Source organism: Cupriavidus sp. 05T41 (assembly GCF_056396525.1).
In genome coordinates this window covers 73,216-95,868 of sequence record NZ_JBFTLQ010000005.1, presented here as the reverse complement: position 1 = coordinate 95,868, position 22,653 = coordinate 73,216, and the positions used below count along the sequence as shown (strand labels likewise).

General features: G+C 68.1%; 21 protein-coding genes. 11 read left to right on the top strand and 10 right to left on the bottom strand.

Annotated elements, in window-relative coordinates; all coding sequences use genetic code 11:
* The first annotated feature begins 32 nt into the window (after positions 1–32).
* From fdhF to AC1DKV_RS04830, 3 genes are read left to right on the top strand one after another with little or no spacing between them, the layout of a single operon-like run.
* On the top strand, positions 33–2,888 hold the full coding sequence (gene fdhF, locus AC1DKV_RS04840; protein WP_441612656.1) for a formate dehydrogenase subunit alpha: 2,856 nt from the start codon (positions 33–35) through the stop codon (positions 2,886–2,888).
* Positions 2,885–3,742 carry a formate dehydrogenase accessory sulfurtransferase FdhD gene (fdhD, locus tag AC1DKV_RS04835; protein WP_441612655.1) on the top strand — a complete coding sequence of 286 codons (858 nt, stop codon included), beginning with the start codon at positions 2,885–2,887 and terminating at the stop codon, positions 3,740–3,742. Before fdhF ends, fdhD begins: the two co-directional genes overlap by 4 nt.
* On the top strand, positions 3,739–4,002 hold the full coding sequence (locus tag AC1DKV_RS04830; RefSeq protein ID WP_441612654.1) for a formate dehydrogenase subunit delta: 264 nt from the start codon (positions 3,739–3,741) through the stop codon (positions 4,000–4,002). The genes fdhD and AC1DKV_RS04830 overlap by 4 nt, the downstream gene beginning before the upstream one ends.
* Here the strand turns inward: AC1DKV_RS04830 and AC1DKV_RS04825 are convergent, their stop codons facing one another.
* The 6 genes from AC1DKV_RS04825 to AC1DKV_RS04800 form a co-directional block, all read right to left on the bottom strand.
* Positions 4,003–4,476, bottom strand: coding sequence for an MgtC/SapB family protein (locus AC1DKV_RS04825; protein ID WP_441612653.1), 474 nt, complete (start codon positions 4,474–4,476; stop codon positions 4,003–4,005). It lies immediately after the preceding gene.
* A gap of 164 nt (positions 4,477–4,640) precedes the next feature.
* Positions 4,641–5,690: a hypothetical protein gene (locus AC1DKV_RS04820; RefSeq protein WP_441612652.1), complete on the bottom strand. Its 1,050-nt coding sequence runs from the start codon at positions 5,688–5,690 to the stop codon at positions 4,641–4,643.
* Between the two features lie 17 nt (positions 5,691–5,707).
* Positions 5,708–6,760, bottom strand: a complete 1,053-nt coding sequence (locus tag AC1DKV_RS04815; protein WP_441612651.1) for a hypothetical protein — start codon at positions 6,758–6,760, stop codon at positions 5,708–5,710.
* Positions 6,757–9,621: a toxin VasX gene (locus AC1DKV_RS04810; RefSeq protein WP_441612650.1), complete on the bottom strand. Its 2,865-nt coding sequence runs from the start codon at positions 9,619–9,621 to the stop codon at positions 6,757–6,759. Before AC1DKV_RS04810 ends, AC1DKV_RS04815 begins: the two co-directional genes overlap by 4 nt.
* Positions 9,618–10,562, bottom strand: a complete 945-nt coding sequence (locus AC1DKV_RS04805) for a DUF4123 domain-containing protein (protein ID WP_441612649.1) — start codon at positions 10,560–10,562, stop codon at positions 9,618–9,620. Before AC1DKV_RS04805 ends, AC1DKV_RS04810 begins: the two co-directional genes overlap by 4 nt.
* 333 nt (positions 10,563–10,895) lie before the next feature.
* Entirely contained in the window at positions 10,896–11,591 is a 696-nt protein-coding gene (locus tag AC1DKV_RS04800; protein WP_441612648.1) for a transglycosylase domain-containing protein, read from the bottom strand.
* 343 nt (positions 11,592–11,934) lie between these two features.
* On the opposite strand from AC1DKV_RS04800, the gene AC1DKV_RS04795 reads away from it, so the two are divergent.
* Together AC1DKV_RS04795 and AC1DKV_RS04790 are read left to right on the top strand one after the other, a co-directional pair.
* Positions 11,935–12,189 carry an RNA-binding protein gene (locus AC1DKV_RS04795; protein ID WP_441612732.1) on the top strand — a complete coding sequence of 85 codons (255 nt, stop codon included), beginning with the start codon at positions 11,935–11,937 and terminating at the stop codon, positions 12,187–12,189.
* A 40-nt stretch (positions 12,190–12,229) separates the two neighbouring features.
* Complete coding sequence (locus AC1DKV_RS04790) at positions 12,230–12,994, top strand: tyrosine-protein phosphatase (protein WP_441612647.1); 765 nt, start codon at positions 12,230–12,232, stop codon at positions 12,992–12,994.
* Here the strand turns inward: AC1DKV_RS04790 and AC1DKV_RS04785 are convergent.
* Together AC1DKV_RS04785 and AC1DKV_RS04780 are read right to left on the bottom strand one after the other, a co-directional pair.
* Positions 12,991–14,214, bottom strand: a complete 1,224-nt coding sequence (locus AC1DKV_RS04785; RefSeq protein ID WP_441612646.1) for an acetate/propionate family kinase — start codon at positions 14,212–14,214, stop codon at positions 12,991–12,993. The genes AC1DKV_RS04790 and AC1DKV_RS04785 overlap by 4 nt on opposite strands.
* A 52-nt stretch (positions 14,215–14,266) precedes the next feature.
* Positions 14,267–15,208, bottom strand: a complete 942-nt coding sequence (locus AC1DKV_RS04780) for a phosphate acetyltransferase (protein WP_441612645.1) — start codon at positions 15,206–15,208, stop codon at positions 14,267–14,269.
* Positions 15,209–15,511: 303 nt separating this feature from the next.
* Here AC1DKV_RS04780 and AC1DKV_RS04775 point away from each other — a divergent pair, with 303 nt between their 5' ends.
* The 6 genes from AC1DKV_RS04775 to AC1DKV_RS04750 all read left to right on the top strand — a co-directional run bounded on the left by AC1DKV_RS04775 (position 15,512) and on the right by AC1DKV_RS04750 (position 21,176).
* Positions 15,512–17,773, top strand: a complete 2,262-nt coding sequence (locus AC1DKV_RS04775; protein ID WP_441612644.1) for a DUF3141 domain-containing protein — start codon at positions 15,512–15,514, stop codon at positions 17,771–17,773.
* Between the two features lie 16 nt (positions 17,774–17,789).
* Positions 17,790–18,569, top strand: a complete 780-nt coding sequence (gene fabI / locus AC1DKV_RS04770; RefSeq protein ID WP_441612643.1) for an enoyl-ACP reductase FabI — start codon at positions 17,790–17,792, stop codon at positions 18,567–18,569.
* 92 nt (positions 18,570–18,661) lie between these two features.
* Positions 18,662–18,904: an RNA recognition motif domain-containing protein gene (locus AC1DKV_RS04765; RefSeq protein ID WP_441612642.1), complete on the top strand. Its 243-nt coding sequence runs from the start codon at positions 18,662–18,664 to the stop codon at positions 18,902–18,904.
* A gap of 83 nt (positions 18,905–18,987) precedes the next feature.
* Positions 18,988–19,788, top strand: coding sequence for a TOBE domain-containing protein (locus tag AC1DKV_RS04760; protein WP_441612640.1), 801 nt, complete (start codon positions 18,988–18,990; stop codon positions 19,786–19,788).
* Between the two features lie 205 nt (positions 19,789–19,993).
* Positions 19,994–20,593 (top strand): LysE/ArgO family amino acid transporter, encoded by a 600-nt coding sequence (locus AC1DKV_RS04755; protein ID WP_441612639.1) that lies wholly within the window; start codon positions 19,994–19,996, stop codon positions 20,591–20,593.
* A 70-nt stretch (positions 20,594–20,663) separates the two neighbouring features.
* Complete coding sequence (locus AC1DKV_RS04750) at positions 20,664–21,176, top strand: class IV adenylate cyclase (RefSeq protein WP_441612638.1); 513 nt, start codon at positions 20,664–20,666, stop codon at positions 21,174–21,176.
* A gap of 22 nt (positions 21,177–21,198) precedes the next feature.
* Here AC1DKV_RS04750 and AC1DKV_RS04745 read toward each other — a convergent pair whose 3' ends face one another.
* Together AC1DKV_RS04745 and modB are read right to left on the bottom strand one after the other, a co-directional pair.
* Entirely contained in the window at positions 21,199–21,918 is a 720-nt protein-coding gene (locus AC1DKV_RS04745) for an ATP-binding cassette domain-containing protein (protein ID WP_441612637.1), read from the bottom strand.
* A gap of 7 nt (positions 21,919–21,925) precedes the next feature.
* Positions 21,926–22,597 carry a molybdate ABC transporter permease subunit gene (gene modB / locus AC1DKV_RS04740; RefSeq protein WP_441612731.1) on the bottom strand — a complete coding sequence of 224 codons (672 nt, stop codon included), beginning with the start codon at positions 22,595–22,597 and terminating at the stop codon, positions 21,926–21,928.
* Positions 22,598–22,653 lie beyond the last annotated feature (56 nt).

Genomic DNA, 22,653 nt, shown 5'->3' with positions numbered 1-22,653 from the left:
AAGATACCAGCGAAGAAATGCGGGAGCCCGCCTTGAACACACGCAACGAAATCGACTTTGGTACGCCCCCCAGCGAGGCGCAGGAGCAGGTCACGCTGCAGATCGACGGGGTCGACATCACGGTGCCGGCCGGCACCTCGCTGATGCGCGCCGCCGTGCAGGCCGGCGTCAACGTGCCCAAGCTGTGCGCCACCGACAGCCTCGAGTCCTTCGGCTCGTGCCGCCTGTGCCTGGTCGAGATCGAAGGCCGGCGCGGCTATCCGGCCTCATGCACCACGCCGGCCGAAGCCGGCATGAAGGTGCGCACGCAGAGCGACAAGCTGGCCGACCTGCGCCGCGGCGTGATGGAGCTGTACATCTCCGACCACCCGCTGGACTGCCTGACCTGTCCCACCAACGGCAACTGCGAGTTGCAGGACATGGCCGGCGTAGTGGGCCTGCGCGAAGTGCGCTATGGCTACGACGGCGCCAACCACCGCGCCGAGGCCAAGGACGAATCCAACCCGTATTTCACCTACGATCCTTCCAAGTGCATCGTGTGCAACCGCTGCGTGCGCGCCTGCGAGGAAACGCAGGGCACCTTCGCGCTCACCATCAGCGGGCGCGGCTTCGACTCGCGCGTGACGGCGGGGCAGGGCGGCAGCTTCATGGAGTCGGACTGCGTGTCGTGCGGGGCCTGCGTGCAGGCCTGCCCCACCGCCACGCTGGCCGAGACCTCCATCATCCGCATGGGCCAGCCCGAGCACAGCGTGGTCACCACTTGCGCGTACTGCGGCGTGGGCTGCGCCTTCAAGGCCGAGATGAAGGGCAATGAAGTGGTGCGCATGGTGCCGTACAAGGACGGCCAGGCCAACGAAGGCCACTCGTGCGTGAAGGGGCGTTTCGCCTGGGGCTACGCCACCCACAAGGACCGCATCCTCAACCCGATGATCCGCGCGAAGATCACCGACCCGTGGCGCGAAGTCTCGTGGGAAGAGGCCATCGCCTACGCCGCTTCGCAGTTCAAGCGCATCCAGGCCGAGCATGGCCGCGACTCCATCGGCGGCATCGTCTCGTCGCGCTGCACCAATGAAGAAGGCTACCTGGTGCAGAAGCTGGTGCGCGCCGCCTTCGGCAACAACAACGTCGATACCTGCGCGCGGGTCTGCCACTCGCCCACCGGCTACGGCCTCAAGCAGACGCTCGGCGAATCGGCCGGCACGCAGACCTTCCGTTCGGTCGAGAAGTCCGACGTCATCCTGGTGATGGGCGCCAACCCGACCGACGGCCACCCGGTGTTCGCCTCGCGCATGAAGAAGCGCCTGCGCGCCGGCGCGAAATTGATCGTGATCGACCCGCGCCGCATCGACCTGGTCGATTCGCCGCACGTGCGCGCCGACTACCACCTGCAGCTGCGCCCGGGCACCAACGTCGCCGTGGTCACCGCGCTGGCCCACGTGATCATCACCGAAGGGCTGGCGGACGACGCCTTTATCGCCGAGCGTTGCGAGGACCGAGCGTTCCAGCAATGGCGCGACTTCGTCAGCCTGCCGGAGAACTCGCCCGAAGCCATGGCGGAGGTCACCGGCATCCCGGCCGGGCAACTGCGCGGCGCCGCGCGCCTGTACGCCACCGGCGGCAACGCCGCGATCTACTACGGCCTGGGCGTGACCGAGCATGCGCAGGGCTCCACCACCGTGATGGGCATCGCCAACCTGGCCATGTGCACCGGCAACATCGGCCGCGAAGGCGTGGGCGTGAATCCCCTGCGCGGGCAGAACAACGTGCAGGGCTCGTGCGACATCGGCTCCTTCCCGCACGAGCTGCCGGGCTACCGCCATGTGTCGGACTCGACCACGCGCGGCCAGTTCGAGGCGGCCTGGAACGTGGAGATCAATCCGGAGCCGGGCCTGCGCATCCCCAATATGTTCGAGGCCGCGCTGTCGGGCAGCTTCAAGGGCCTGTACTGCCAGGGCGAGGACATCGTGCAGTCCGACCCGAACACGCAGCACGTGGCGGCGGCGCTGTCGGCGATGGAATGCATCGTGGTGCAGGACATCTTCCTCAACGAGACCGCCAAGTACGCGCACGTGTTCCTGCCGGGCTCGTCCTTCCTCGAGAAGGACGGCACCTTCACCAACGCCGAGCGCCGCATCTCGCGCGTGCGCAAGGTGATGCCGCCCAAGGCGCGCTACGCCGACTGGGAAGCCACCGTGCTGCTGTCCAATGCGCTGGGCTACCCGATGGAGTACACCCACCCGTCGCAGATCATGGACGAGATCGCGCGGCTCACGCCGTCCTTCCATGGCGTCAGCTATGCGCGCCTGGACGAGCTCGGCAGCATCCAGTGGCCGTGCAACGAGGCCGCGCCAGACGGCACGCCCACCATGCACATCGGCAGCTTCGTGCGCGGCAAGGGCAAGTTCATCATCACGCGCTACGTGCCCACCACCGAGCGCGTCAACCGCGCCTTCCCGCTGATCCTCACCACCGGGCGCATCCTCTCGCAATACAACGTGGGCGCGCAGACGCGCCGCACCGAGAACGTGATGTGGCACGACGAGGACCGCCTGGAGATCCATCCGCACGATGCCGAGGAGCGCGGCATCAAGGACGGTGACTGGGTCGGCGTGCAAAGCCGCGCTGGCGAGACCGTGCTGCGCGCCATCGTCAGCGAGCGCATGCAGCCGGGCGTGGTCTACACCACCTTCCACTTTCCCGAGTCGGGCGCCAACGTGATCACCACCGACAACTCGGACTGGGCCACCAACTGCCCCGAGTACAAGGTCACGGCGGTGCAGGTGATGCCGGTGGCGCAGCCGTCCGAATGGCAGCGCCAGTACCAGGATTTCAACGCGCAGCAGTTGCGCCTGCTGCAGGCGGCCAGCGCGGAGGCTGGCCCGGCATGACCGCGATCCGCTCCGGCGCGGGATGGGCGCCCGGCGATGCCGAGCCGCCCACCCATAGCACCTTCGAGGTCGGGCGCAGCCGCCTGGGCCTGGTTGCGCTGGAGGCCGACGAACTGGCCGAGGAAGTGCCGGTCGCGCTCGAGTACAACGGTATCTCGCACGCGGTGATGCTGGCGTCCCCGGCCGACCTGGATGACTTCGCGCTTGGCTTCAGCCTGAGCGAAGGCCTGGTGGCCAGCCCGCGCGACATCTACGAGATCGACACCGAGGTGGGCTGCGACGGCATCACCGTGCGCCTGCGCATCGCCGCCGAAGCGTTCGCGGCCTTCAGGGAGCGGCGCCGCGCCATGACCGGCCGTACCGGCTGCGGCCTGTGCGGCACCGAATCGCTGCAGGAAGTCATGCGCGCGCCGGCGCCGGTCAGCAGCAGCGCCAGCTTCAGCGGCGCCGCGTTGTATGCCGCCTTCGCGCAGCTGCAGACGCGCCAGGAACTGCTGCGCCACACCGGCTCCACCCACGCCGCCGCCTGGCTGCGCCCCGACGGGCAGGTCGGCCTGGTGCGCGAAGACGTGGGCCGCCACAACGCGCTGGACAAGCTGATCGGCGCGCTGGCGCGCGGCGGCGAGGACATCGCGCGCGGCGCCGTGCTCGTGACCAGCCGCGCCAGCTATGAAATGGTGCTCAAGACCGCCAGCGCCGGCGTCGGCCTGCTCGCCGCGGTGTCCGGCCCCACCGCGCTCGCGGTGCGCCTGGCGCAGGAAGCCGGCGTCACCCTGGCAGGCTTCGTGCGCGACGGCCGCCACGTGGTCTATACCCATCCCCAACGCCTGCAGGACAGGACGGAACAGGCATGAACACGGACAACCTCGTCAAGATGGCGAACCAGATCGGCAGCTTCTTCGAAGCCATGCCGGACCGGGAAGAAGCGCTCGCGGACATCGCCTCGCATATCAAGCGTTTCTGGGAGCCGCGCATGCGGCGTGCGCTGCTGGAGCTGCTGGATGGCGGCGGCGCCACCGGCCTGGACGACATTGTCGTGCAGGCCGTGACGCGCCACCGCGCCTTGCTTGCGGTGACGCTGCGGAAGTCGGAGCAGCAGGCCGAGCACCAGTGATCAGCCGCGCTTCCAGCGCTGCAGGATTTCCAGGATCGCCAGCGTGAACAAGGTGGCGAATACGGCCGTGGCGTCGCGCCCCAGCCCCGCCGCCACGCCGATGGCGGCCACCATCCAGATGCTGGCCGCCGTAGTCAGGCCCTTGATGCTGCCCTCGTCATTGAGCTTGATGATGGCGCCCGCGCCCAGGAAGCCGATGCCCGAGGCCAGGCCCTGGAGCACCCGGCTCATGTCGGCCAGTGGCACGCCCGCCTGCAGCGGCACCAGCACGAACAGCGCCGAACCGAGCGACACCAGCATATGCGTGCGCAGGCCTGCGGCCTTGCCGGACGTCTCCCGCTCGTAGCCGATCAGGCCGCCGAGGATCACCGCCACCGAGAGCCGGATCAGGATCCGCGTGGCTTCCTTGATGTCGGGCACGTCGGCGAATTCCGCGCGGAAGGTGCCGTAGATGTCGGTCCAGAGGGATTCCATTTTCTGCTGCCTGGCGGGCCGGGAGTCATTCCAGCGTAGCAGGCGCCGCGGGCGGGCGGGATCGGAGTTTGGCTGACATCGCGGCTCGGAGGGGGCGGGCGGGGTGCTGCAGCGTAAGCACGGACTCGCGCGGTCGAGCTGCATGGCCCGCGCGGCGCATGCCATCACGACGACTGCCTGCCCATGGGGATCTCCTTGCCCTTGCAGTCGACGAAGACGATGCCCTTGCCCATGCCGGCATAACGGTAGTAGACCGTGGTGCGTGACTTGACCGGCGTGGTGTCGTAGCCGGACAGGTCTGCACCAGGTGCGCAGAGCCGTTCGACCTCCTCGGGCCACTGGAACTGGCGGGCCTTGTGGGCGATCCAGCGGTCGACCAGCGGGCCGGCCGCGAACCAGTAAGCCCATCGGCTGGGGGAGAACCATTTGGCCAACGGCCCTTTACGGTCGGGCATGAAGCCACTCGGCTTGCGCACTTGCCCTGCGGCGATGGCTTCGGGGTGCGGCTGGACGGCGTCAAAGCCAAGCTCCATGTAGCGGCGTATGAATTCGAGGCGTTCCAGGCAACGGCCGAAGGTGGCGGAGTCCACGACATCGAAAGCGCCACCGACCGTGTAAGGCCGATCCCGTAGCGCGCGCTGGAAGGTGATGGGGTCCCAGTGCGTCAGTTGGTCGTAGGGCACAGGGAAGCAGAGGCGAAGTCGGTAGTCGGTGCCGAGTTCGACGAAGGGAGCTACCTCGCGCCAAGGCAAATGCACGACGCGATGGTCATGTGTTACGACGTGGACCAATTGTGCTTGGTGATTGAATCGCTGCCTGCTGTTAGCGCTGACGCCGCCAGCCCAAAGGAAGAACCATGCGATCAGCCCGAAAGGGATGCAGGCCAGAAGTCCCAGCAGCAAGTCCGTCGCGCTCTTGACTTCGCCGAACAAAGGGGCAAGCACGAGGACGGAAAACAGCGCGAAGGTGAACCCGCCCATTGGCAAGTACACGACGAAGTTGATTTCGCCTTCCATATCCGGTTCCAGATAGCGCGCATTGAACAACTCGCTGTCCGACAGATCATCGCTGAACCAGAGATCGCCGGGGTACATGGCGTAGCGGATATCCGGCAGCCGGCTGAAATCGTTGCGCTCGTCAAGCACTCCGCATCGCCGCTCGAAATCGGCTTTGGGATCGCCCGGCGGAAAAGACGTGTTCTGAGTCTGGCTCACGGGCAATGACTCCTCCATCATGATGACCGCCCGGCGAGACGGATCTCCTTGCCATTGCGGTCGACGAAGACGATGCCTTTGCCCATGCCGGCATAACGGTAGTAGACCGTGGTGCGTGACTTGACCGGCGTGGTGTCGTAGTCGGACAGGTCTGCACCGGGTGCGCAGAGCTGTTCTACCTCCTCGGGCCACTGGAACTGGCGGGCCTCGCGGGCTAGCCAGCGGTCCACCAGCGGGCCGGCGGCGAACCAGTAAGCCCATCGGCTCGGGGAGAGCCATTTGGGCAGGAGCCTATTGCGCTCGGGCGGGAAGCCGCTTGGCTTGCGCGCCAGCCCCGACGCGACGGCCTCGGGATGCGGTTGCACCGCGTCGAAGCCATGCTCCATGTAGCGGCGGATGAATTCGAGGCGTTCGATGCAACTGCCGAAGCTGGCTGCATCGGAATCATCGAAATGGCCGCCGATCATCTGAGGCCATTTCAGAAATAGGCGTCTGAAGGTAATGGGTGTCCAATGTGACAGTTGGCCATAGGGGACGGGGAAACATAGGCGAAGTCGATAGTCATTGCCAAACAGAACATAAGGTCTGACATCACGCCATCGTAGAGACACGACGCCTTTGTCGTAAGTCGTAACATGAACCAATTGGGCTTGGCGATTGAATCTCACTCTCGTACCAGGGCCACTCCCCATCCACAGAAATCCCCACGTGAACAGGCCGAACGGGATGCAGTTCAGGAGTGCGAACAATAACTCCAGGCCACTCTCTATTTCCCCCGAAAGCGGAAGCATTACCAGCACTGTGAACAGAGCAAAGTTGAATATTCCCGTCGCCAGGTACATGTAGAAATTGACTTCTCCCCGCATGTCGGGCTCCAGATAGCGCTCGTTGAAGAGGGCGCCGTCGGACAGGTCATCGCTGAACCAGAGATCGCCGGGATACATTGCGTAGCGGATATCCGGCAGCCGGCTGAAATCGCTGCGCTCGTCGAGCAGGGCGCATTGCCGCTCGAAATCCGCCTTGGGGTCGGCAGGGGGAAACGTGATTTCCGGCGTTTCGTGGTTGTTCACAGCCAGTTGCTCTCCGCCAGGATGAAGTCGGGATCGGTAAAGCCGTTCGGCCGGTATTCCACGGCCGTCTTGCCTAGCACGGTGTCCGAGGTGATGGTCAGGTAGCCCACGCCGTCGACCAGCTTGATCTGTCCCGGGTCTTCGTGCGTGACCATGCGGCCGGCGGGGTGCTGCAAGTCGGCAGCGTGCTGCTGCGTGACCTTGTAGTGGCTGATCTGCGGGCGCCAGCCCGGCAGGGCGACGGTGATGGTGCGCGCATCGGCGGGCAGCCCGGGGCCGTGGATGATCTGCCCTATCGGCGTGGCGGCGCCAAGTACCTTGAGCACGGCGATGTCGGTTTCGATATGCGGTTGCAGGAACAGGCGGTAGTACTCGCGCAGTTCTTCCACGTCGTCGGCGAAGGGCGGAGCGGGCGTGGTGCTGAAATACGCGTTGTTCTTGCGGTTGCCCCAGGTACTGCGGGCGATCCACGCGGTGATCTTGGCTTCGTCGGCCACGTGATCGTGCCAGGAGCGGCCGACCATATAGATGGCTTCCGCTGCGAGCAGGAACCAGCCGATGGGGCCGCTTCCGGCGCGAGCAACAGCGACCGGGCCTCGCACGGTAGCAAAGCGAGAGGCCTGCATGTACACAAGCGTATCTACCATCAGATCTAACTTGCCCAGTAGTTGCAGGCCACCAACACCGGCGATAACCGCCTGCAAAATACCTGTGGCAGCGCTAATTGCTGCGGCATCCCCTTGCTCGGTGGCAGCTGCACCAACGACCCCATCCTTGATCGCCATCACTGCCGCCGCCCCCGCCGCAATCCCGATCGCCCACCGCTCGAATCCCCTGGCAATAGCATCCAACGCTTCGGCCGCCCTGGTATCCCCACGCAACCGTGCCTGATCGCGCAGCTTTTCGTAATACGCGCGGCTCAGGCCGGCTTGCCCGGCGCCGATGCCCAGCAGCTTGCCGCCGGCATCGAGCGCATGGGCAAAAGTGAGGCCGTCTTCCTTGCCCAAGGCCTTGAATGCAGCGCCTGCGCTATAGGCGGAAGCAAACAGCGCCACGCCGCTCAGCCCGATCCTGGCGTTGTGCCAGAAGCGCAGGCGCCCGCCAAGTTTTCCGATGGCGTGCTGTTGCGCCGCCACGCCCTGTGTGTCATAGACGTCGATGAGCGCATGCGCGGCCTGCGCCGCTGTCTGGGGCCGGAAGCCGTTGATGCCGTGCTGTCCGGTCTGCTTGCGCAACCATTCGCCGATGCCGTCCAGCGGTATCTCGTGGAGCCGGGCCACTTCGCCATCGAGTACTTCCATGATGGGGCGGTAGACACTGGTCCAGTAGGCATGCGGGGATTTCAGCCTGCCGGCGGAGACGAGCGCGCCGATCATCAGGCTGAGTTGCTGGGAGGCGCCATCGGGCGGCAGCCTGCCCAGCAGTTCCTGCAACGGTTTGAGCATCGGGTCGATGGCGAGGCGGCGCACCTGTCCCGCCGCCTTGCCCACGTACTTGGCCATGTCGGGGTGGCCCATGATGGCGTACTTGAGCAGGCCGGCGGGACCGTCCGGGGTGACTTGCGCGGCGAGATGGTCATTGCCGGGCTTGCACTGGATCAGGCCGGGCAGGATTTGCCCGACCAGGCAGCGCAGGTCCAGCGCGGCGGTGTCGTCGCCGGCATCGTGCGTTGCCACGATCAGGTCGAAGCGGGCCTTCTGCGCCTGGTACACCGACCACAGGTCCGTTGCGGCAACCGTGACCTGCCTGACGAACTGGTCGCGCTGCCCGGGATGGTCCTTAGCGAAACGCAGGCGTTCGTCTTCCCTGGCAAACGCGAGCCGCCCGGCCCTGGCGGCCAGGCCGGCCTGGTAGGCGCGATCGCGCGCGGCATTGGCCGCGCCGCCGCCGCTGCCGGGCGGCATGGCGCTGCCGACGGGGTCGTCCCGCAGTGCCTTCAGTTCGGCCTGTCGGGCGGCCTGCGCGCCCAGTTGGTCGACCAGGCTGGACACGCGCAGCTTGCGCCCGGCTTCGGCCGAGTAGGCGTTGAGTTCGTCCAGCCGCGCGTTGACGAGGAAGTTCAGTTCGCTGAGCATGCCGGCGAGGTCGTGCACGACCACCGCCAGCGGCACGATGTCCGTGCGCGGCATGCGTGCCACGTACATGGCATTGAGGATGGACTGGCATTCGCCGGCATCGGGCCGGGTCTCGCTCCAGGCGAAGACGCTGGGCTTGCCTTGCAGGCGGGGTTGCAATTCGTGCACCTGGGTCAGCCAGGCGGCATCGAAGGCATGCCGCTGGCCTGCGCCCTGCGCGGCCTTGATGCCGGTGGCCAGCATCGAGCGCAGCCCGCCCTCGTCCTTCTCGATCCGCCACAGGGCGGCATGGGTGAGGATGGTGTCGCTGACCAGCACAAAGGCCGTGCCGTCCCTGGCGTCGTGCGGCGCCAGCAGGTAGCGCACGGCGCCCGATTCGTCGGGCCGTGCGGCGCGGCCGGGGGCATCGCCGTCGTAGTCGGCCTGGGTCCACCAGATGTGCGCGAAACGGATGTCGTCGGTGACCTGGTAGTGCCGGGTCCACATGCGCCCGTCCCGGAAGAAGCACAGGTAGACGTAGCTGCGCGGACGCAGGACGCGCAGGCCGTAGCCTTTGCCGCCCACCAGCGCGGGATAGCCGGCCAGGCTGAGCGTGGCGAGGCCTTCTCCGATGAACGGGGTTTCCTTCCCGGCGGGGTCGAGGACCTTGCCGGCTACGCCGTAACGCAGCGGGTAGAGCGGGATACCGTGCTCGCACGATGGCGGCGAGATAGCCTTGCCTACGCGCTTGGCGCTGGCGTGGGGAGGCTGCAATGCCCTGGGGCATCGCGCGGTGGCGGCGGTCATGTCGATGGTCCCTTTTCCGGGATGGGTGAGATCCGGCGCAGGCGGTCTTCCAGGGCATGCAGGCGCTGCAGGCCTGCCATGTGTCGCTGTGTCAGGCCGGCGCGCAGTTCGGCGTCGGTCGCGAAGGGCGCTTGCGGATAGGCCAGGCGCAGCGCCATGTAGTGGCGCACGTCGCGCTCCAGGGTCAGCGCGAGTTTTTCCGCTTCCGTGGCGAACGCCGTGAGCTGGCGACACAATTCCTGTTGGTTTGCGGGATCGGCGAAGGCGGCGTGGAGCCGGGTGAAATGGCGCACGTTGTCGCGCATGAACCAGGCGTGGCTGGCGTGGCCGAGCGCGGCCTCGTCTTCGGATGTCAGCGCGACGTGGTGGCGGGGCGACAGTGCGGGGGCGTGCGCGTCGGGGTTGTCGGCGCACAGCCATTGGCCGCCTTGTTCCTCTGGCGTGCGCCACACGAGGGTCTGGATCGGGCCCAGTGTCTCGGCCAGGCGCGGGGCCGGCAGGCCCTCGCAGAGTTCTTCCAGCGCGCGCGGGGCGCCGAGGCTGTAGAAGAGAGGCAGGCCATCGGCAGCGATCAGCTGATGCAGTTGCTGCAGGTGGCCGAGCAAGCCGGCGTCATCGTCCCGGCTGAATAGCAGCAAGCCTGCCTGGCGGGGTGCCCAGTGCGCCAGAAAGTGTTCCAGTAGCGCTTTGTCCAGCGGTACCAGCAGGGGCCCGTGACGATAGCCGGGTGGCTGGTATTCGCGTTCCGTCTCGCGCCATATCCATTGATGATCGAAGCGTCCGGTGATGGCGCGGACTTCGGCTTCCAGGTCCGCATTCTCCGCGCCGTCGAGCCATAGCCAGCGGCGCGGCATGTCCGGCATGTCGTGCCAGGCGGGTTCCTGCACGCCCCGTACTCGCTGGCGCGGCCAGCCCGCCAGCGTTTGGCCGCCGGCGGTCACGCCCGCTCCTCGTTCCGTGGCCGGATGTCGCCGTGGCCGTGTCCCCGGCGGTGCAGCATGCGGCAGGGCAGGCTGCGAGGCGCGGGCGCGGTGAATGCGAAGTCAGCTTCGTCGCCAGCGGCGACAGCGAAGCGCGGATCGGATTGGCGTGGCATGGGAGACCTCCGTGCAATGCGGCGACATTGCATGTTGGTGGAGATCTCTTTGCCTGGGTGTCAGACGAATCCGCTTATCGATGGGGATGTTTCCCGGTGCCGATGTGACATGCCGCAAGGCGGCTCTTGCCTCGGTGCGCAGGCCGCGGCATGCCCCAAGGCCGCGGCGCCGGCGGTCCTACTTCAACCTCAACGGCTCCAGCAGCGCCGCGTCGTACTGCCCGCGATCGATGCGGCCGAGTTCGAACATCCGCAGCAGGATATAAGCCTGCCGCTGCCGCGCGCGCCGCGGGTTGACCACCGGGTTGTTGGCCGAGGGCGCCTTCGGCAGCCCCGCCAGCATCGCGCACTCGGCCAGCGTCAGTTGCCCCACAGGCTTGCCGAAATACACCTCGGCCGCCTCGGCGAAGCCATAGGCGCCCTGGCCGAGGTAGATCTTGTTCATGTACAGCTCGAGGATCTCGTCCTTGCGCATCGCATGTTCGATGCGGTAGGACAGCAGCACCTCGTATAGCTTGCGGGTATAGGTCTTCTGGCGCGACAGGAAAAAGTTGCGCGCCACCTGCATGGTGATGGTGGAGGCGCCTTGCGAGAGCTCGTCGGACAGGTTAGCCACGCCGGCGCGGATCACGCCGACATAGTCGATGCCGTCGTGCAGGTAGAAGCGCTCGTCCTCGATGGCGACCACCGCCTGCGTCAGCGCGGGCGGCAACTGGCCGATGGGGACGTAGCCGGGCGACTGCCGGAACGCGGCAAGCGCATCCAGCGTGGGAAGCTGGCGCTGGGCCACCAGTACCGCCAGCGTGCCCAGCAGGGCTGCGCCGAGCACCAGCAGCAGCACCAGCTTGATGAAGTTTGACCAGAGACGATTCATGGGCCGTATTGTGCCAGCACGCGGCGCATTGCAGCCGTGCGCGCGGTCCATCGGCCGTGTCGGCCGCGTGAGCCAGGTCGTCCGGCAGCGGCAGCGCGAGGATGGCCTTGGGAATTATCCCGCTGCCCGGCGCCGCCTGTCGAGGCCGGTCCGATGCGTCCATGACGCTGGTCAAAGAGTCGGTTCGCGCGTGGATTTCCCGCGTGCATTTCGGTGTCACAACTTGTGACCATTGCGCGGCAATGGGCTGGCGGGCGTCACATGCCGCGGGCCAGTGCGTCGCGCGCCGCAATGCATGCCGCGGCACACCGCACGCGGCGATCTGAAGATATTGGAGCGCATGATGAAGATTTTAGTGATGGGCCTGCGTGCTGGCGTTGACGCGGGCCGGCTGCGCGAAGCCCTGGCTGCCCATGTGCGCGTCAGGGATGTGGAGCTGATCTGCGACGGCGATCGCGCCCATCCGTGGGCCTGGGTCGACCTGGATCTCGACGATGTCGATCCCATGAGTGTGTGGAAACTGGTGGCAAGGCTCGATCACCGTTATATTGCTGGCTGCCATACGCGCTGGCATGTGCCCGCGCACCGCGCGCGCTGATGCGCGCGGATCATATTCAGGATAAGGACCGAGGCAAGCAATGCATGCTGGAGAGAACGAAGCGCAAGCCACGGCGCTGATGCTGGACAACGTGGTCAATCTGCGCGACCTCGGCGGCCTCGGCACGCAGGACGGTCGCCGCGTGCGCAGCGGCAAGCTGTTCCGCAGCGGCAATCCGGCCTTCGCCAGCGTGGCCGACATGGCGCGCCTGCGCGCGCTGCAACTCGACATGGTGATCGACTTCCGCTCTTCCGGCGAGAAATCGCCCGAAGAGGGTGCGTTCGGCCAGGCCTTCCGCTGGGTCGCCACGCCGGTGCTCGAAGGCAGCATGTCGATGGCGGAGCTGATGCCGCGCATGCGTGACGGCAGCCCCGCGCAGATGGAGGCCTTCATGCTGGAGGTCTACGGCGATTTTCCGCGCAAGTACCAGGCTGCCTTCGGCGGCTTCCTCAAGACCGCGGAAGCGGGCGGCAACCTGCTGTACCACTGCACCGCAGGCAAGGACCGCACCGGATTCGCGTCGTTGTTGCTGCTCGCCGGCCTGGGTGTCGGCCGGGAAGCCATCATGGCCAACTACCTGGAGTCCAATCACTGGAACCAGGGCTTCAACGCGCAGATGAGCGCGCGGGCCGCGCAGGGCGGCGTCGATCCCGAAGTGATGCGGCCGCTGCTGGAAGTGCGGGCGTCCTACCTGGAGGCGTCGATGCAGGCCATCGAGCGGGACTACGGCGGCATGGCGGCTTACCTCGGCGAGGTGCTCGCGGTGGATGTGCGGCGCCTGCGGCAGGCCTATCTGGCGTCCTAGGCCGCTTTCTCCGCCAGCATGATGCGCGCGGTATTCAGCGCGATCATGCCCTCCTCGTCCGTGGGCAGCACCAGCACTGGCACGCGGCTGCCGTTGCGGCTGATGCGCTGGCGGTTCTCGCCGTTGGCGGCGGCGTCCAGGCTGATGCCGAACAGGTCGGCCAGGCGCGCGCAGATCCGCTCGCGCACGGGCGGCGAATTGGCGCCGATGCCGGCCGTGAACACCAGCGCGTCGAGCCCGCCCAGCGTGGTGGCCAGCTTGCCGATTTCCTGCGCGGCGCGGTAGGCGTAGAAATCGATCGCCAGGCGCGCGCGCGGCGCGTCGCTGGCCAGCAGGGCGCGCATGTCGCTGCTCACGCCGGACAAGCCCTTGAGCCCCGATTCCTGGTACAGCATGGTCTCGATGTCTTTGGTGCTCATGCCTTGCTGCGACAGCCACAGGACGGCGCCGGCGTCGATGGCGCCGCAGCGCGTGCCCATCGGCAGGCCGTCGAGCGCGGTGAGGCCCATGGTGGATTCGATGCTGCGGCCCTCGCGCATGGCGCACAGGCTGGCGCCGTTGCCGAGGTGCGCCACGATGACGCGGCCGGCGGAGAGATCGGGCGCCACCTGCTGCAGCCGGCGCGCGATGTACTCGTAGGACAGGCCGTGGAAGCCGTAGCGGCGGATGCCGCGCTCGAAGTATTCGTAGGGCAGCGCCAGCAGCTGCGCCATCTCGTCGTGCCCGGCGTGGAAGGCGGTATCGAAACAGGCCACCTGCAGCAGCGCCGGCGCCGCCGTGCGCACCGCGCGGATCGCGGTGAGGTTGTGCGGCTGGTGCAGCGGCGCCAGCGGCACCAGTGCCTCGAGCCTGGCGATCACCTCGTCGTCGATCTTCACCGCCGCGGAAAAATCGGCGCCGCCATGCACCACGCGATGGCCGATCGCCACCGGCGGCGCATCGCGCAGGCCGATGCTGAGCACCAGGCGGATCAGTCGGAAGGCGGCGTCGTGATCGGCCACCTGTGCCACCGGGAAGCGTTCGTCGGCGACCACGCGGCCGTCGGCCATGCTCGCGGTCAGGCGCGGCGCCACGCCGATGCCCTCGATCTGGCCGTGCGCGCTGAGCACCGGGTTGATGTCGGGGCTGGCGTGCGCGGCCTCGGGTACGGTGTAGACCGAGACCTTGACGCTGGACGAGCCGGCATTGACGACGAGAATGGTGGGATGGGTGGCGCTCACGCTGGCATGCCTCCTTGCAACAACATCGATGGGAACGACCGGATGCGGCGATTCAGACCGCGGCGCTCGCCTGGGCGGTGCGCCGCGCATGCGCCAGCAGCACGGTGATGGCGCAGCTGCCGATGCGCGCGCGCACGCTGTCGGCGCGGCTGGTGAGGATGATGGGCACGCGTGCGCCCAGCACGATGCCGGCGGCTTCGGCGCCGGCCAGGAAGGTGAGTTGCTTGGCCAGCATATTGCCGGATTCGAGGTCCGGCACCAGCAGGATGTCGGGGTCGCCCGCCACCTCGGAGACGATGCCCTTGGTGACGGCGGCCTCGCGGCTGATGGCGTTGTCGAATGCCAGCGGGCCGTCGAGGATGCCGCCTTCGATCTGCCCGCGCCGGCTCATCATGCACAGCGCCGCGGCGTCGATGGTGGAGGGGATCTTGTCGGTGACCGTCTCCACCGCCGAGAGGATGGCCACCTTGGGGCTTGCGATGCCGAGCACGCGCAGCAGGTCGATCGCGTTGCGGCAGATATCGGCCTTGTCGTTGAGGGTGGGGAAGATGTTGACCGCGGCATCGGTGATGAACAGCGGCTTGTGATAGCTGGGCACGTCCATGGCGAACACGTGCGAGAGGCGGCGCGCGGTGCGCAGGCCGGTCGCGGAGGCGGTGACCTCGTGCATCAGCTCGTCGGTGTGCAGGCTGCCCTTCATCAGCAACTCGGCCTCGCCGGCGCGTATCGCCGCCACCGCGCGCGCGGCGGCGGCGTGGCTGTGTGGCACGTCGATCAGTACGGCGTCGCCCAGCGCCAGCGCATTGGCCTCGGCGACCTGGCGGATGCGCGCGGCGGGCCCGATCAGCAGCGGCACGATCAGGCCGAGGCTGGCCGCCTGCAGCGCGCCGCCGAGCGAGGATGCATCGCAGGGGTGCGCCACGGCGGTCGGAATGGCGGGCAGGTCGGCGCAGCGCGCGAGCAGGACGGAATACTTGTCGAGATTCTGGGTCATCGGCTTTCCAGTGCGTCCGGGTGAGTCGATCCGGGTGAGTCGATCCAGCGTCGGCGCGCGGGGGCGTGCTGCGTCGCGCAAAAAAAGCAAAGCCAAGTATAGGTCATGTTGCGGGCGCCAAGATGACACCGCGCAAGCGCGGCATGGCTTGGCGCGTCCGTGGCCGAGTGGCGCCCGCGCGGCGCCGGAGGGCGCTTGTCAAGCGTCGGGACCGCTGGTAGATTTGCTGTGCTGCAGGGCAACAATCCGGCAACGACCCGGTGCCTGCCCCTGCCTCCAACGCCACATGCAGGAGGAAGCCGAGTGAACGCACGTGTACCCGTCATCCAGTCTGGCAGCGAATACGGGGGCCGGGGATCCGGGCTGCCGATGCCCCCCGCGTGGTCCTACGCCATCGATGCCTGGCAGCGCGGCATCCTGTTGCTGGACATCCTGCGCGAGCGCGGCAACCAGACCTTGGAGCACGAGCGCGAAGGCATGCCGCCGGTGCTGGCGTTCAGCCACGAGATCGTGGTCGACGGCCGCACGCTCGCGCAGCCCGCCAACTATGCGCTGCTGCGCGTGCTGCCGCCGCCGGGCTGCGAAGACAGCGACGACACCAGTCGGCCCTTCGTGGTCATCGATCCGCGCGCCGGGCACGGCCCCGGCATCGGCGGCTTCAAGATCGACAGCGAGATCGGCATCGCGCTGCGGCGCGGCCATCCCTGCTACTTCGTCACCTTCTTCCCCGTGCCGTGCCCGGGGCAGACCATCGAGAGCGTGGCGCGCGCCGAAGCCGTGTTCCTCCAGGCCGTGGTCGAGCGGCACCCGCATGCGCAGGGCAAGCCCTTCGTGATCGGCAATTGCCAGGGTGGCTGGGCGCTGATGATGCTGGCCGCGGCCGCGCCCGATCTGCCCGGGCCGCTCCTGCTCGCTGGCTCGCCGCTGTCGTACTGGGCCGGCGTGCGCGGGCGCAATCCGATGCGCTACAGCGGTGGCCTGCTGGGCGGCTCTTGGCTGGCGTCGCTCGCGGCCGATCTCGGCAACGGCCGCTTCGACGGCGCCTGGCTGGTGCAGAACTTCGAGCAGCTCAATCCCGCCAACACCTTGTGGAAGAAGCTCTACGACGTGTACGCGAACGCCGACACCGAGCGCGAGCGTTTCCTCGCGTTCGAGCGCTGGTGGGGCGGCCACTTCCTGCTCAACCGCGCCGAGATCGACTGGATCGTGCAGAACCTGTTCGTCGGCAACCATCTCACGGCCGGCGAGGTGCGCAGCGCCGACGGCAACGTCACGGTGGACCTGCGCAACGTGCGCTCGCCGATCGTGGTCTTTGCTTCCTGGGGCGACAACATCACGCCGCCGCAGCAGGCGCTGGACTGGATCCCCGATCTCTACGCCAGCGTCGACGAGATCGTCGCCAACGAACAGGTCATCGTCTACTGCCTGCACGAGAAAGTAGGGCACCTCGGCATCTTTGTCTCGGCCAGCGTGGCCAACCGAGAGCACACCGAGCTGATCTCCGCGCTGGACCTGATCGACGTGCTGCCGCCCGGCCTGTACGAGGCGCGCATCGAGGACATCGCACCTGATACTTCGCACCTGGAGCTGATCGACGGCCGCTACCTGGTGCGCTTCGAGCGCCGGACCATCGCCGATATCCTCGCGCTCGACGACGGCCGCGAAGACGAGCAGGCCTTCGAGGTGGTGCGGCGCGTGGCGCAGGTCAATCAGCGCCTGTATGACACCTTTGTCTCGCCGGCGCTGCAGGCCGTGACCTCCGAAGCGGGCGCCTACGCAATGCGGCAGATGCATCCCGCGCGGCTGGAGCGCTCGCTGGCGTCCGACGCGAATCCGTGGATGGCGTGGATTGCAGCGCTGGCGCCCGCGGTGCGCGAGGCGCGCCAGCCCGTGGCGCAGGACAATCCTTTCCTGGCGCTGGAGCGCGCTGCGTCGGACGGCATCGTGCGCATGCTGGATGCCTGGCGCGACCAGCGCGACGCTGGCTGCGAGCAGCTGTTCGAGGCGCTGTACCAGTCGCCCTGGCTGTCTGCGCTGGTGGGCTTCGCGCCCGGCGCGCAGCGGCGCGGGCCGCCGCCGCAAAGCGTGGCGCTGCGCGAGGAGCTGACCGCCCGTCGCATCCACGATGCGCGGCAGCAGATCGACCAGGGCACGCCGCTGGATGCCTTCATGCGAATCCTTGCCTATGTCGCCGACGAGAGCGCGGGGATCGAGGAGCGTCCCTTCAACCTGATGCGCAAGATGGCGAAGGAGCACCTGGCGCAGCAACCGGACATTGCGACCGTCAAGGCCACGGTCAAGCGCCAGAGTTTTATCGTCGGGCTCGATCCCGCGCGCGCGGTGGCCGCGTTGCCACAGCTGTTGCCGGACGGCGCGCAGCGCCACCGCGTGATGGTGGCGATCCACCGCATCCTTACCGTGCGCGCGCCGCTCGAAGGCGCGAGGCTGGCGCGCTACCGCGAGGTTGCGCGCGTGCTGGGTACCGATCACACGGCACGGCCGGCGCCGGTCGGCGCGCCCGTGCCGGCAGCCGGCGCCACCGATGCGGCCGAATCCAACTCCTGAACGAACGAGGCTTCTCATGACGCAAGTTCCGAATCCCCCCTTGCTGGGCGCTCGCGTGCTGGTGGTCGGCGTGGCCAATGCGGAATCCATCGCATGGGGCTGCGCGCGCGCCTTCCGCGAGCTTGGCGCCGAGATCGCGCTGACCTATCTCAACGACAAGGCCTACCCGCATGTGGCGCCGCTGGCCGAGGCGGTAGGCGCGACCATCCTGATGCCGCTCGACGTGGAAGATCCCGCGCAGGAGCAGGCGCTGTTCGAGCGCATCGCGCAGCAATGGGGCAAGCTCGACGCGCTGGTCCACTCGGTGGCGTTCGCGCCGAGGGAGGACCTGCACGGTGGCCTGCTCAATTCGTCGGCGTCCGGCTTCGCGCGCGCCATGGATGTGTCCTGCCATTCCTTCGTGCGCCTGGCGCGGCGCGCGGTGCCGCTGATGAGCGACGGCGGCAGCCTGTTCGCGATGAGCTACGAGGGCGCCGTCCGGGTGGTGCCGAACTATGACCTGATGGGTCCGGTCAAGGCTGCGCTCGAGGCCACCTGCCGCTACCTGGCGCACGAGCTGGGCCCGCGCGGCATCCGCGTGCACGCGATCTCGCCCGGCCCGCTCAAGACCCGTGCCGCCTCCGGCCTGAAGGATTTCGAGCGGCTGCTGGCCGACGCTGCCGGGCGCGCGCCGCTCGGCGAGCTGGTGGACATCATGGACGTGGGCTTCGCCACCGCCTACCTGGCCACGCCGTACGCGCGCCGCATTTCCGGCAACACCGTCTACGTGGATGGCGGCGTGCACATCATGGGGTAGCGCCTTGCCGGCCCGCGCCGCCTACAATGGTTGAAACAACAAGGGCCGGTGCCGTCCACGCGTACGCGCGCCCCTCCTATCGGGAGCACGACATGAAGGTACTCATCCGGGGCCTGCACCGCGATGTGACCGAACCGATGCTGCGCGAAAAGCTGGCGCCCTACGCGCCTGTCATCTCGGTGGAAATGGTGCGCGAGGGTGACCCGGAGCACCCGTGGGCCTGGGTCGACCTGGCCGTCGACCCGTTTACGGCGTGGCGCCTGCTGCGCCAGTTCGACCGCCAGTATTTCGCCGGCAGCATGATGCGCTGGTATATCCCCGCCCACCAGGGCTAGGCGCGCCGGCATGTCCGGATTGGCATTACCATAGCTGGCTGTGCCACTTTGCGGCGCTGCCCTGGCGCAGCGCCCCTCCACGCATGCTAGAACTCGACGGTGCGATCTGGTTTCGCTCCGGCAGCCGGGACTGGGGCGGCCGCGAGCGCATCGCCCTGCTGGCGGCGATCGGCGAGCACGGCTCGATCACCGCCGCGGCCAAGGCCGTGGGCCTGAGCTACAAGGCCGCCTGGGACGCCATCGACGCGATGAACAACAGCGCTGGCGAGCCCCTGGTGGTGCGCGCCACCGGCGGCAAGGGCGGCGGCGGCACGGTGCTGACCGCGCGCGGCCAGAGCCTGATCCGTACCTATCGCGCGCTCGAGCTGGAACACCAGCGCTTCATCGCCCACCTTGCCAGCCTGGGCAACCTTGCCGAGCCCGCGCAGGATGACCTCGACCTGATCCGCCGCTTCATGGTCCGGACCAGCGCGCGCAACAAGCTGTTCGGCACGGTGGCGGCGATCCGCGCCGGCGCCGTCAACGACGAGGTCGCGCTGGCGCTGGCGGGCGGCCAGCAGGTCATCGCCACGATCACCCATGAAAGCGTGCAGACGCTGGGCCTGGCGCCGGGCGTGGAGGCCTTTGCCCTGGTCAAGGCGTCCTCGGTACTGCTTGGCCTGCCGGACTCGGGCCTGCGGCTGTCGGCACGCAACCAGTTGCCCGGCAGCGTGGCGCGCGTGCTGCCCGGCGCGGTCAGCACCGAAGTGGCGCTCGAACTCGATGGCGGCGGCACCGTGGTGTCCGTCGTCACCAGCGACAGCGTGGCGGCGCTGGGGCTCGTGCAAGGCAGCCGTGCGCTGGCCGTGTTCAAGGCTTCGAGCGTGATCCTCGGCACCCTGTGAGCGGCGCGGCGCCCGGCCGCGCTAGAATCCGGCCTCCGCGCCGCGGCGGCAGAAGCGGCGGTGGCGGCTGCAGCGGCGGCAATGAGCAGAACAACAAGAACCGAATGAAGAAAACGCCCGGGCATCGCTCCCGCCTGACCATTTTTTGCTGGCCGCACGGCCATTGCACGGCGCGCGCCGGCCTGCCGGCGGGAGGGCGCTGAGCATGGACGCCGCCATTGCCGGCTTCAGCCTGGGGCTGTCGCTGATCCTCGCCATCGGCTCGCAGAATGCCTTCGTGCTGCGCCAGGGCCTGCGGCGCGAGCACGTGTTCTGGGTCTGCCTGGTGTGCGCGCTGTCCGACGCCGCGCTGATCCTGATGGGCGTGTCGGGCTTCGCCGTGCTGATGCGCAAGCTCCCGTGGCTTGGCGACGCCATGCGCTACGGCGGCGCGGCCTTCCTGCTGTGGTACGGCGCGCGCAGTTTCTGGGCCGCGTGGCGCACCTCGGGCGTACTCGCGCCGAGCGATGCGCAGCCGCGTCCGCTGGCGGCCACGCTGGCGGTGTGCCTGGCGCTGACCTGGCTCAACCCGCATGTGTACCTCGATACGGTGATGCTGATCGGCTCGGTTTCCACCCAGTTCGCCGGACGCGCGAGCGCTTTCGCGGCCGGGGCGATGGTGGCCTCGTTCGTATTCTTTTTCGCGCTGGGCTACGGCGCCGCGCTGCTGCGGCCGGTGTTCGCCAGGCCCACGGCGTGGCGCGTGCTGGAGATCGTGATCGGCATCACCATGTGGGTCATCGCCGCGCGGCTGCTGCTGGACTGAGATGCCGCGACACCGCGCAACCAGCACGGAAACACGGAAACACGGAAACACGGAAACACGGAAACACGACATGCCTAGAAACGTGGAAATCAAGGCCCGCATCGCCAGCATCGATGCGCTGGTCCCGCTGGTGGCCCCGCTGGCCGATCACGGGCCGGAACGGATCGAGCAGGACGATACCTTCTTCCGCTGCGCCAGCGGCCGGCTGAAGCTGCGCGCGTTTGCCTCGGGCGAGGGGCAACTGATCTTCTACGCGCGCGCCGACCAGGCCGGGCCCAGGGAGAGCCACTACATCATCTCGCCGACGGCGGCACCCGATTCATTGCGTGCCGCGCTGGCGGCGGCCTGGGGCGAGGACGGACGTGTGCGCAAGACGCGCGTGCTCTACCTGGCGGGCCGCACGCGCGTGCACCTGGACCGGGTGGAAGGGCTGGGAGATTTCCTCGAGCTGGAAGTGGTGCTGGCCGAAGGCGAGCCGGCCGCGGCGGGCGTGGCCGAAGCGCACGCCTTGCTGGCCAGGCTCGGGGTGGCGCAGGAGCAGCTGGTGGAAACCGCCTACGTGGACCTGCTGCGCGCGGGGTAAGGCAGGAGCGGGGCGCGGGTGGCTACACCCGCGCCGATGCCGGCGCATAGACCTGCGGATGGCCTTTCACCGGCCCGCCCCCGTGGATGCGCCCGTCGCGCACCTCCAGCACATGATCCCCGAGCGCTTCCACATCATCGGGGTCATGCGAAATCACCAGCATCGGCACCTCGAGATCGGCCTGCAAGGCCTTCAGCTCGGTGCGCATGCGTACGCGCAGCGCGGGGTCCAGCGCGGAGAACGGCTCGTCGAGCAGCACGATGTCCGGCTGTGCAACCAGCGCGCGCGCCAGCGCCGTGCGCTGCTTCTGGCCGCCGGAGATCTCGCCGGGATAGTTGCCGGTGATCGCGCCCAGGCCAAAGGCATCGATCCAGCGCCGTGCTTCGGGGTGGCTGGCCTTGCGGCGCGGGTTGCGCCAGCCGCGCTCGAGCCCGAAGGCGATGTTCTGCGCCACCGTCAGGTGGGGAAACAGCGCGTAGTCCTGGAACAGGTAGGCCACGCGGCGCTCCTGCGGGCGTACGTTGACATGGGCCTGGCTGTCGAACAGGGTGCGGTCGTTCAGCACGATGCGGCCGCTGTCGGGCCGCAGCAGGCCGGCGATGGCCCGCAGCGTGAGGCTCTTGCCCGCGCCCGAGGGGCCGAACAGCGCGATGCGGCGGCTCGTGGAGTCGAAGGCGATGTCCAGCGAGAAGCGGCGGTCGTCGGAGCCGAGATCCTTGCGGACTGTCACATGCATGCTCATGGCGGATCTACCCTAAGGCCTTGCGGCTGGATGGCACCAGCCGGCCTGCCGCCACCAGCAGCACCACGCAGGTGACCGAGGTCACCAGCACCAGCAGGTTGGCGGTATTGTCGTCGCCGGCCTGCACGGCCTCGTAGATGGCGACCGACAAGGTTTGCGTGCGGCCCGGCAGGTTGCCGGCCACCATCAGGGTGGCGCCGAACTCGCCCAGGGCCCGCGCGAAGGCCAGCAGCACGCCGGCGATGATGCCGCGCGCGGCCAGCGGCAGCGTGACGCGGAAGAAGATGCCGGCCTCCGGCGTGCCGAGCACGCGCGCGGCGTCCTCGTACTGGGTGTTCACACCCTCGAAGGCGGCGCGCGCGGACTTGAGCACCAGCGGGAAGGCGACGATGGTGGACGCCAGCACCGCGCCCTGCCAGGTGAAGACCAGCTCGATGCCGGCGCGGCCCAGCCATTCGCCCAGCACGCCGCGGCGCCCCACCATGACCAGCAGGTAATAGCCCATCACGGTGGGCGGCAGCACCAGCGGCAGCGTGAGGATGGCGTCGACCACGTCGCGCGCGCCGGAGCGCCAGCGCGACAAGGCATAAGCCGCGGCCACGCCGAGCACAGTGTTGAGCACGGTGGCCCAGCCCGCTACCTTGAGCGACAGCGCCAGCGGGACCCAGACGGATTGCAGGGAATTCATAAGGATGGCCGGCCGGACCAGGCGGGCCGGCGGCGGGAGGAGCCGGG

Bases quoted from the DNA above. Each gene is read 5' to 3' on its own strand.
- fdhD (WP_441612655.1), top strand. From the start codon at position 2,885: ATGACCGCGATCCGCTCCGGCGCGGGATGGGCGCCCGGCGATGCCGAG.
- AC1DKV_RS04830 (WP_441612654.1), top strand. From the start codon at position 3,739: ATGAACACGGACAACCTCGTCAAGATGGCGAACCAGATCGGCAGCTTC.
- AC1DKV_RS04825 (WP_441612653.1), bottom strand. From the start codon at position 4,476: ATGGAATCCCTCTGGACCGACATCTACGGCACCTTCCGCGCGGAATTC.
- AC1DKV_RS04810 (WP_441612650.1), bottom strand. From the start codon at position 9,621: ATGACCGCCGCCACCGCGCGATGCCCCAGGGCATTGCAGCCTCCCCAC.
- AC1DKV_RS04800 (WP_441612648.1), bottom strand. From the start codon at position 11,591: ATGAATCGTCTCTGGTCAAACTTCATCAAGCTGGTGCTGCTGCTGGTG.
- AC1DKV_RS04795 (WP_441612732.1), top strand. From the start codon at position 11,935: ATGAAGATTTTAGTGATGGGCCTGCGTGCTGGCGTTGACGCGGGCCGG.
- AC1DKV_RS04790 (WP_441612647.1), top strand. From the start codon at position 12,230: ATGCATGCTGGAGAGAACGAAGCGCAAGCCACGGCGCTGATGCTGGAC.
- AC1DKV_RS04780 (WP_441612645.1), bottom strand. From the start codon at position 15,208: ATGACCCAGAATCTCGACAAGTATTCCGTCCTGCTCGCGCGCTGCGCC.
- fabI (WP_441612643.1), top strand. From the start codon at position 17,790: ATGACGCAAGTTCCGAATCCCCCCTTGCTGGGCGCTCGCGTGCTGGTG.
- AC1DKV_RS04765 (WP_441612642.1), top strand. From the start codon at position 18,662: ATGAAGGTACTCATCCGGGGCCTGCACCGCGATGTGACCGAACCGATG.
- AC1DKV_RS04760 (WP_441612640.1), top strand. From the start codon at position 18,988: ATGCTAGAACTCGACGGTGCGATCTGGTTTCGCTCCGGCAGCCGGGAC.
- AC1DKV_RS04755 (WP_441612639.1), top strand. From the start codon at position 19,994: ATGGACGCCGCCATTGCCGGCTTCAGCCTGGGGCTGTCGCTGATCCTC.
- AC1DKV_RS04750 (WP_441612638.1), top strand. From the start codon at position 20,664: ATGCCTAGAAACGTGGAAATCAAGGCCCGCATCGCCAGCATCGATGCG.
- AC1DKV_RS04745 (WP_441612637.1), bottom strand. From the start codon at position 21,918: ATGAGCATGCATGTGACAGTCCGCAAGGATCTCGGCTCCGACGACCGC.